The sequence below is a fragment of the Rugamonas rubra genome (assembly GCF_900114705.1).
Classification (GTDB): domain Bacteria; phylum Pseudomonadota; class Gammaproteobacteria; order Burkholderiales; family Burkholderiaceae_D; genus Rugamonas; species Rugamonas rubra.
In genome coordinates, this window is the sequence record NZ_FOTW01000032.1 from 60,784 (window position 1) to 70,055 (window position 9,272).

A 9,272-nucleotide genomic window follows, 5' to 3' on the forward strand; every position below is an offset into this window, starting at 1 on the left:
AGATGAGGGGAATGAACTCGGCGCCGGCGAAATTATGGCCGGCAATCTTCCGACATCCCGCCTGAATTTTGCCCGAAACTGGCGCGATGCGGCGGGAATGCTGCATATGGTACTCTGAAATTATTGGCGTGGGTCAACACCCGTTCAATATCTAGTGTGCAAGTTTGTCAATTCCGACACGAATCATCGCCGCCGGCCCGTCCAACGCCGCCCGGCAGGTGGCGCAGCAGGCGGGCGAACAGGGCCGGATCGCCCATCCGCCCGCTCCACCAGCGCAACGCGGCGCCGCCCTCGCCCGAACGCCAGGCCAGGTAGAAGGTCTCGGCCGGCTTCGGCTCCTCCACCTGCTTCTCCACCAGCAGGCCGGCGGCGATGGCGGCGCGGGCGCAGGGCTCTGGCAGGAAGCCGAAGCCCAGGCCGGCCACCTGGTAGTCGAACTTGGCCTGCATGCTGGGCAGGGTCAGAGTGTCTTGCCCCAGCAACAGACCGACCGTGCGCGGTGCCAACTGGCGCGCCGAGTCGGCCACGCTGACGGCGCGGTGGTGCTGCAACTCGGCGCGGCCCAGCGGCCCGGCCACGGCCGCCAACGGATGGCCGGGCGCGACGGCGAAGACGAAACCCATCGTGCCGATCGCCTGCGACACGTAGCCGCCGCCGGGCGGGCCGTCGCCCGGCGCGCCCACCAGCAGGTCGACGCGGCGCTCCAGCAGCGCCTCCCAGGTGCCCGACAGCGCCTCCTGCAACACCCGCAGCCGGGTCTGCTGCGCCACCGCGTAGAAGGCCGTCACGTCGTCGCGCAGGGCGAGGGTGGAAAACATCGAGTCCATGCCGATGGTCAACTCGGTCTCCCAGCCGGAGGCCACCCGGCGCACCCGGTTTTCCAGGTCCTGCGCCGCCTTCAACAGGTAGCGGCCCTCCTTGAGCAGCTCCTGGCCGGCCGGCGTCAGCGCGACGCGCGGGCCGTGGCGCTCGAACACCTGCACGCCCAGCTCGTCCTCCAACTTGGCCACGGTGTAGGAGATGGTCGAGGGCACCCGGTGCAGCTCCTTGCCGGCGGCGGAGAAGGAACCGCGCCGCTCGATGGCGTCGACGATTTGCAGGGCTTCCAGGCTGAGTCTGAGCATTCGAAATTTTCGATAATGAAACGGTAAATTATTCGTTTTTTTAAACGATAGGACAGGAATATACTTCTCTTCATCGATGCGACGGACAGAACATCGCCAGCACGCGACGTTCGAAATTATCGCATATCAACCTAAAAAGAATGGAGTTCACCATGTTGCAAATTCGTAAAAATGAAGCGCGCGGCCTGGCCAACCATGGCTGGCTCAATTCCCACCACAGCTTCTCCTTCGGCAGCTACCACGACCCCGAGCACGTCGGCTTCGGCCCGCTGCTGGTGATCAACGAGGACCGCGTCGCCCCGGGCCAGGGCTTCGGCACCCACGGCCACCGCGACATGGAGATCATCTCCTACGTGCTGGACGGCGCGCTGGCCCACAAGGACAGCATGGGCACCGGCTCGGTGCTGCACTACGGCGACGTCCAGCGCATGAGCGCCGGCAACGGCGTGCGCCACAGCGAGTTCAACGACTCGCCCAGCGAAGGCGTGCACTTCCTGCAGATCTGGATCCAGCCGAACGTCGGCGGCATCCCGCCCAGCTACGAGGAGAAACACTTCGCGCCGGACAGCAAACGCGGCCAACTGCGCCTGATCGCCTCCGGCGACGGCCGCGACGGCTCGGTGCTGATCCACCAGGACGCCGCCCTGTACGCCAGCATCCTCGGCGCCGGCGAGCGGCTGCAACACCCGCTGGCGGCCGGCCGCCTCGGCTACGTCCACGTAATCCGGGGCGAGCTGGTGGTCAACGGCACCGCGCTCAAGGGCGGCGACGCGCTCAAACTGAGCGACGAGGCGAAGGTGGACGTGGAGGCCGGCGGCGAGGTCGAGTTCCTGCTGTTCGACCTGCCGCGCTAAGTAGGGTCAGACCCTAGGGTCTGACCCTGCCTGGCGCCGGCGCCGCCTCCGCCAAATCTGTCCGCAAATTAACATCCTTCCGAGTTTTGGTATGATGACAGGGCGCGCCGGGTCTGATCGATCAGTCCGGCGCGCCTTTTTTACCCTTTACCGAACATTTTTGAAGAGCAGACCATGCCGCACAGCGCAGACACCGCAGCAAAAGAAGAATTGGACTACACCACCTCTTGCGCCCTGCCGACGCCATGGGCCCAGTTCACCCTGCACGCCTTTGTCGAGCACGCCACCGGCAAGGAACACCTGGCCATGGTGCTGGGCGACGTCGGCAACGGCGAGCCGGTGCTGGCCCGCGTCCACTCCGAATGCCTGACCGGCGACGTGCTGTTCTCCCAGCGCTGCGACTGCGGCGCCCAGCTCGAAGGCGCGCTCAAGCGCATCGCCGCCGAGGGCCGCGGCATCCTGCTCTACCTGCGCCAGGAGGGCCGCGGCATCGGCCTGATCAACAAGATCCGCGCCTACCGCCTGCAGGAGGGCGGCGCCGACACGGTGCAGGCCAACGAGCAACTGGGCTTCAAGGCCGACGCCCGCAACTACGCGCTGGTGCGGCCGATGTTCGCCAAGTTCGGCGTCACCAGCCTGCGCCTGATGACCAACAATCCGCGCAAGATCGACGCCATGGCCAAGCTCGGCATCACGGTGGCCGAACGGGTGCCGCTGCTGGTCAACCGCAACGCCTTCAACCAGCACTACCTGAACACCAAGGCCGCCAAGCTGGGCCACATGATGACCCCGCTGACGCCCGCCCCCGCCGAGGACGGCGAACTGTAAAAAAATGCACGCGCCTCAACAAGTCAAAGGAATGCATGAAATTCATTAATTCAGCAATCGTACTCACCTTGACTTGGGCCTGCGCCGCCCTGCCCCCGGCCGCCGCCGGGCCGGCCCAGGCCACCACCCTGCCGTCGGCCCCGCCGGCCAAGACCACGGCGGCGGCCGAACCGAAGGCGCTGCCGGCGCCGTCCAGCGCGGCGCAACAACTCTACGCCTCGGCCAAGGGCGACATCCTGCAGGTGCGCTCGCTACTCAAGGGCGGCCGCACCCAGTCCTCGGTCGGCTCCGGCTTTTTGATCGGCACCAGCAACCTGGTGGTGACCAACTACCACGTCGTCTCCCAGTTCGCCCTCGACCCCGACACCTACGTCGGCGAATGGGTCGACACCGCCGGCAAGCGCGGCAACGTCGAACTGCTCGCCGTCGACGTGCTGCACGACCTTGCCGTGCTGCGCGTGAGCCGCAACGGCACCGGCTTCTTCCGCCTGCCCGAACCGCTCGCCGCCCTGACCCAGGGCCAATACCTGTACTCGATGGGCAACCCGCTCGACCTCGGCTTCGCCATCTCGGAGGGCGCCTACAACGGCGTCATCACGCGCAGCTTCTACGACCAGCTGATGTTCACCGGCCCGATCAACTCCGGCATGAGCGGCGGCCCCAGCGTGACGGTGGACGGCGCCGTGGCCGGCGTCAACGTGTCGAAGCGGCTGGACGGCGAGCTGGTCAGCTTCCTGGTGCCGGCCCGCTACGCCCAGCAACTGTTGCAGCGCGTCGCCCAGCAGGCCAAGCCGCCGAAGGACTTCACCGGCGTCGTCGCCGAGCAATTGCTCAGCCACCAGCGCGCCCTGGTCGACCGCCTGCTGGCCACGCCACTGACGCTCAAACCGATGGGCCCCTACCAGGTGCCGGTGCGCGAGTCCGAGCAGATGCGCTGCTGGGGCCGCTCCGTCAACAAGACCGAGCAATCCTTCACCGTCGACGACACCAGCTGCTCGATGGAATCGGCGATCTTCATCAGCAGCTCGCTGCAAACCGGCCAGATCGGCATCCGCCACCAGTTCCTGCGCAGCACCGGCCTGGACACCCTGCGCTTCGCCCAACTGGCCGGCAGCTCGTTCAAGAACGAGCATTTCGGCACCGGCAAGAGCAGCAGCATGACCGGCCCCAAATGCACCGAACAGTTCGTCAAGAACCGCAGCCTGCCGCTGCGCGCCGTGCTGTGCGTGCGCGCCTACCGCAAGTTCGACGGTCTGTACGACTTCGCCCTGCTGACCGCCAGCACCGACAGCGGCCAGATGAGCCTGCAAAGCCGCTTCGACGCCCACGGCGTGTCCTACCCCAACGGCCTGCGCCTGGGCCGCGCCTTCCTCGACGCGCTGGCGCGCGGCGCCAAGCCATGAAGCCGCCCTACTTCATCGAACTGCTGTCGCGCAACGGCGACGTGCTGCAACGCCAGGCCGTCGCCGCCCTGCCGATCCGCCTCGGCCGCGGCTACGACAACGACTTCATCCTCGACGACGCCCACACCGCCGCCCACCACGCAGTCATCGACGTCGACGACGAGGGCCGGCTGCGGCTGCGCGACCTGGGCAGCAAAAACGGCAGCGTGGTGCTGGGCAAGCGCCAGGACAGCGTGCTGCTCGGCGGCGACACCGTGGTGCGCCTGGGCCACAGCCGCCTGCGCGTGCGTCCGGCCGACTTCCCCGTCGCGCCCGAACTGGCCGACACCACCATGCACGGCTGGGAGGGCGCCACGCCGGCGCTGACCGGCCTGGCCATGATGGCCGTGTTCACGCTGTTGGAGTATTGGTTGTCCGACGTCGAAGCCTTCCAGCCGATCCGCTACCTGCTGGTGCTGGCCTCCGGGCTGGGACTGGGGCTGGTGTGGAGCGCCGCCTGGGCGCTGGCCAACCGCCTGTTCGGCAACCAGGCGCGGCTGGGCCGCCACCTGTTCATCCTCGGCAGCGGCCTGCTCGCGCTGGGCGCCTGGCGCTCGCTGAGCAGCGTGCTGGCCTACGCCTGGTCGGCCGAGCTGCTGACCCGCTACGGCAACCTGGTGTCGATCGCGCTGGCCTGTGGCATGGTGTTCTTCCACCTGTGGACCATCAAGCCGCACCATCCCAAACGGATGGCCTCGACCTGCCTGGTGCTGATGCTGGCCGGCACCACGCTGGTGCTGATGAGCAATCTACAAACCACCGCGCGTGCCGCCGACGAGCTGTACATGAGCGTGCTGTTGCCGCCGGCCGTGCGGCAAAGCGCCGACCACAGCGTCGACGACTTCATGGCCGCCGCCGGCAAGCTGAAGGCCAGCGCCGACGCCGCCCGCAGCAAGACCGTCAAGACCGACAGCGAGGACGACGGCGACGACGACGAATAGGCGTCGCTCAGGGCGACGGCCAACCGCGCAGCACCAGCGCCACCACCTCGTGCAACTGGGCGCGGGTGGCGCCGGCCACGGCCTGCACCGCCATGCCGTTCGACACCGTCATCACATAGCGCGCCAACTGCCCGGCGCAACAATCCTCCGGCAGGTCGCCCTCCTCGCGCGCGCGCACGAAGCGGTCGCGCAGCTTGGCCTCGTGGCAGGCGCGGCGGGCGATCAGCTCCTGGCGGATCGGCAAGGCGTCGTCGCTGCAGGCCAAGGCGCCGTTGATCACCAGGCAACCGTGCGGATGGTCCGGCTCGGTCTGGTTGTCCGCGTTGCAGTACAGGAAATTCTCGACCACCTTGCGCGCCGTCGGCTCGCGCAGCGCCGACTGGAACACCTCGCCCCGGGTCAGGGTGTAGCGCGCCAAGGCCTTGTGGAACAAGGTCTCCTTGTTGCCGAACACGGCGTACAGGCTGGGCCGGTTCATGCCCATCGCCTCGGTCAGCTCGGGCAGCGAACTACCCTCGTAGCCCTTTTCCCAAAACAAATCCATGGCCTTGTCCAGCGCCTGGTCCTCGTCGAAGGTGCGCGGCCGGCCGGTCTTCTTGCTGGTGTTAGATGAGTCTTTCATACCGATCGGTAAAAAAATTAGTTGACAGAAGTTGTACTTTGCGAGGATTATGAACCGATCAGTAAAAAACACAAGTTTTTTTACCGTCCCGTGCCTACTCCCCGCTCAAGGATCATAAACATGCAAGCTCCCGCCTCCACCCGCTCGGCCGATCCAGCCGATCTAGCAGCCCCGGCCGTCGCCGGCCCGGCCGCCCCGATCCTGGCCAACTGGCCGGCCGTGTTCTCGGTCGCCATCGGCGCCTTCGCCCTGGTCACCACCGAGTTCCTGCCGGTCGGCCTGCTGCCCTCGATCGCCGCCGAACTGCGCGTCACCGAAGGCATGGCCGGCATGATGGTCACCATCCCCGGCATGATCGCCGCCCTCGCCGCGCTGCTGGTGACGGCCGGCGTCGGCAAGGCCGACCGGCGCCACGTCGTGATTGGACTGATGAGTTTGCTCGTCGCCTCCAACATCATCGTCACGCTGTCCGACTCGTTCACCCTGATCCTGCTCGGCCGCGCCCTGATGGGCATCGGCGTCGGCGGCTTCTGGGCCATCGGCGGCGCCCTCGGCACCCGGCTGGTGCCGATCGCCTCGGCGGCGCGCGCCACCTCGATCATCTTCGCCGGCATCTCGCTGGGCACCGTGGCCGGCGTGCCGGCCGGCGCCATGATCGGCGAGCTGCTCGGCTGGCGCATGGCCTTCGCCGCCGCCGGCGTGCTCGCCGTGGTGGTGGTACTGACCCAGATGTGGCTGCTGCCGGCGCTGCCGACCAACCACGCCGTGCGCCTGGGCCAGCTGCCGCAGCTCCTGCGCCTGCGCAAGGTGCAACTGGGCATCGTCGCCATCATGCTGATTTTTATCGGTCAGTTCGCCGCCTACACCTATGTGACGCCGTTCCTGGTGCAGGTGGCGGCCATGTCGGCCAAGACCATCAGCGCGCTGCTGCTGGCCTACGGCGCCGCCGGCTTCGTCGGCAACATCATCGGCGGCTGGGCTGTCGCCAAGAGCGTGCGCGGCTCGCTGATCGGCACCGGCCTGGTGCTCGGCCTGTCGGGGCTGGCGCTGCCCTTCTTCGGCGACAACCCGGCCGCCGTCACCGCCCTGATCGTGGTCTGGGGCCTGGCCTTCGGCGCCATGCCGATCTCGGTGCAAAGCTGGATGTTCAGCGCCATGCCCGGCACCATGGAGGCCGGCGGCGCCCTGTTCGTCTTCACCGCGCAGGTGGCGTTGGCCTCCGGCGCGCTGGTCGGCGGTCTGTCGGTCGACCACCTCGGCGTGTCCAGCGCGATGACCGTCGGCGGCCTGTTCGCCCTCGCCATGGCGGTGGTGATCTGGGCCTTCGGCAAGGACAAGCCGGCCAGGTTGCACGCGGTGCACTAGGCAAAATTGAGGTTGGCGGCCGGATCAAATCCGGCCGCGTTTGAATTCGGCGAGAAACTTCTTGCAATCGGCCGTCGACAACACCTGGTCGGCGTCGCCATGCCAGGCATAAAGATAGGGCGTGCCGCCCAGCCGGTCGGTCAGCTTGGCCGACAGCAGGAAACGCGTGCCCAGCGGATACATTTCCGTGTCGACCATGCGCCGCGCGCACTGCACCGCCAACTCCGGCGAAAAAGCCTGCCCCGGCACCGGATGGATCTCGATCCGCCCGGCCCGCCACACCGACTCCACCGCCACCTGCCGGTACGCATAAATATCCCGCGCCATCACACTCTCCCGTTCGCACCACGTTGACCAAGGCCGACATGGTAGCAAACGCGGCGTGCATCGCAACGCCAACGTCCTATACTTGCTCAATGAGAGTCCAATAGTATCAATCACAGCACCGCATGTCAGGAGCGCACAATGAGCAATACAGTCAACGTGGAACGATTGAAGGGCGGCGCTTGGGCTGTGACCTCGTCGCGGCCAGACCTCCAGATGAACTCTATTCCTTATTGCCAGTCGAGGCGGGATGTAAAGCGAAATGAATGGGCAAGGTGTCCACCCGGCCGTCGCGATCAAAAACACCCAAATCGCCAGAAGGCAGGACTTCGTAGTAGTCTCCAGTGCCGCTACCGATGACAGAATAGCGCTTCCCCGGGCCGGTCTTAAGCATTTCGCCACGGTCACCACTCTTACAGTAGGCATTCCGCCGTACGCTATAGACTTTTGCTCCGACTTGTTCCAGGCTCAGGGTTAAATTGAAAGTGGATTGAGCCCATGTTCCGATGATCTTACGCTGGCGAACGGGAGGCAATTTCGGATCAACATCAAGACTGCGACCAGGCTCCACCTTGTCAATGCACAGGTATTTGTCCTTGCGCTCATCCTTGAGAAGATTATAGTGAATCGTTGTTTCCGGGTTGCTGGCAGAGTCATACCGAGCTATCCAATTTGCACTCTCCCCAGCGGTTACACCCGCTGGGTAGAGGAAAATCCGAGACTTTTGGATAGGGTTACTGCGGCAGCTATCGATGATCCGTTCAACTAAACGCTTGAGCACGCTCTTGACCTCAGTCTCGGCCAGTCGATTTTTCGAATCTTGCAGTGTGAACGAAGCGTTGACCCAGGACTGATCAGGGGTATCCGAGACCGTATAATCGGACACTTCAATCCTTCCTTCTTGCCAGTCAAAAACGTCGCTACGGACGAGGGCATACTGACATTTTTGGACTGCGGTAGCTTGACCGGTCGGTAACGCTTTAGTATCCGGCGTTGAGCGCCCACATGCCGACAAGAAGACCGCGGCAGTGGTGACAAAGATCACGATCTTACTCATTGATTGCTTTCGATTGGAATATGGGGGTGAATGTCAATTCTTGTCCGGTTGGGACAATTCCCATGATGAATGGATTGTACTGTACAGGTACAGACGAGACTCCATGCGTTGACAATGAGTTCACCAATGGCAGGCTCGAATTGCCGGCCGGCGTCTCCGTTTCACGTGCCGTCATTTACAGTAAATTCAAGCCGGAATTGGCATCAAATACGAGTGTGGAGGGTGCAGCTTACCTGCCGCAATTACTTTGTATCACCGGGAGCGCATCATGAGCGAGGCAACTTTTTCTTTCCAAGTCGACGCATCCTTGAAAGAACAATTCACGACTGCGGCGAAAGCTAGCGATACAAGCGAAGCAGAATAAAGTGGACCCGTCAGTCAAGACACTCTGCCAGTTAATTTAAGCTGTGCCCATTTCCACTTCATCAGCTGCTCGGCGCTGTCCCGTACCACTCTTTTCCTGCGGCGTTTCGCCGTCATCGCCGTACCTGTCGACGATCAACGCACCGCCGCCAATCCCATCGCGATGGACTTGATCGGGCGTCTGATACCTCAGCGACTGGTGCGGCCGCTGTGCGTTGTAGAACGCGAAATACTGTGCCAGGCCCACCATCAATTCCGCCATGTTGGCGTAGCCCTTCAGGTACACGTCCTCGTACTTCACGTTGCGCCACAAGCGCTCGACGAAAATATTGTCCAGCGCCCGTCCGCGCCC

The 9,272-nt window shown here is 64.6% G+C and carries 10 protein-coding genes; 5 read left to right on the top strand and 5 right to left on the bottom strand.

Features of this window, described 5'->3' with window-relative positions:
• Positions 1-167: 167 nt before the first annotated feature.
• Positions 168-1,124 (bottom strand): LysR substrate-binding domain-containing protein, encoded by a 957-nt coding sequence (locus BM252_RS26515; RefSeq protein ID WP_093390670.1) that lies wholly within the window; start codon positions 1,122-1,124, stop codon positions 168-170.
• A gap of 152 nt (positions 1,125-1,276) precedes the next feature.
• On the opposite strand from BM252_RS26515, the gene BM252_RS26520 reads away from it, so the two are divergent.
• The 4 genes from BM252_RS26520 (at position 1,277) to BM252_RS26535 (ending at position 5,189) form a co-directional block, all read left to right on the top strand.
• Positions 1,277-1,978: a pirin family protein gene (locus BM252_RS26520; RefSeq protein ID WP_093390681.1), complete on the top strand. Its 702-nt coding sequence runs from the start codon at positions 1,277-1,279 to the stop codon at positions 1,976-1,978.
• 174 nt (positions 1,979-2,152) lie between these two features.
• Complete coding sequence (gene ribA, locus BM252_RS26525) at positions 2,153-2,806, top strand: GTP cyclohydrolase II (RefSeq protein ID WP_093390671.1); 654 nt, start codon at positions 2,153-2,155, stop codon at positions 2,804-2,806.
• 35 nt (positions 2,807-2,841) lie between these two features.
• Positions 2,842-4,209 (top strand): S1 family peptidase, encoded by a 1,368-nt coding sequence (locus BM252_RS26530; protein ID WP_093390672.1) that lies wholly within the window; start codon positions 2,842-2,844, stop codon positions 4,207-4,209.
• On the top strand, positions 4,206-5,189 hold the full coding sequence (locus BM252_RS26535; RefSeq protein ID WP_093390673.1) for an FHA domain-containing protein: 984 nt from the start codon (positions 4,206-4,208) through the stop codon (positions 5,187-5,189). Before BM252_RS26530 ends, BM252_RS26535 begins: the two co-directional genes overlap by 4 nt.
• Before the next feature lie 7 nt (positions 5,190-5,196).
• Here the strand turns inward: BM252_RS26535 and BM252_RS26540 are convergent, their stop codons facing one another.
• Positions 5,197-5,811 carry a TetR/AcrR family transcriptional regulator gene (locus BM252_RS26540; RefSeq protein WP_093390674.1) on the bottom strand — a complete coding sequence of 205 codons (615 nt, stop codon included), beginning with the start codon at positions 5,809-5,811 and terminating at the stop codon, positions 5,197-5,199.
• A 120-nt stretch (positions 5,812-5,931) separates the two neighbouring features.
• On the opposite strand from BM252_RS26540, the gene BM252_RS26545 reads away from it, so the two are divergent.
• A complete protein-coding gene (locus BM252_RS26545; protein WP_093390675.1) occupies positions 5,932-7,176 on the top strand; it encodes an MFS transporter in 1,245 nt (414 codons plus the stop codon).
• 24 nt (positions 7,177-7,200) lie between these two features.
• Here the strand turns inward: BM252_RS26545 and BM252_RS26550 are convergent, their stop codons facing one another.
• From BM252_RS26550 to BM252_RS26555, 3 genes are all read right to left on the bottom strand, one after another.
• Positions 7,201-7,503, bottom strand: a complete 303-nt coding sequence (locus BM252_RS26550; RefSeq protein WP_093390676.1) for a hypothetical protein — start codon at positions 7,501-7,503, stop codon at positions 7,201-7,203.
• Positions 7,504-7,723: 220 nt separating this feature from the next.
• Entirely contained in the window at positions 7,724-8,557 is an 834-nt protein-coding gene (locus BM252_RS30560; RefSeq protein WP_139236763.1) for a hypothetical protein, read from the bottom strand.
• Between the two features lie 400 nt (positions 8,558-8,957).
• Positions 8,958-9,272, bottom strand: a 315-nt coding sequence (locus tag BM252_RS26555) for an integrase core domain-containing protein (protein WP_245774316.1), incomplete at its 5' end; no start/stop codon positions are given.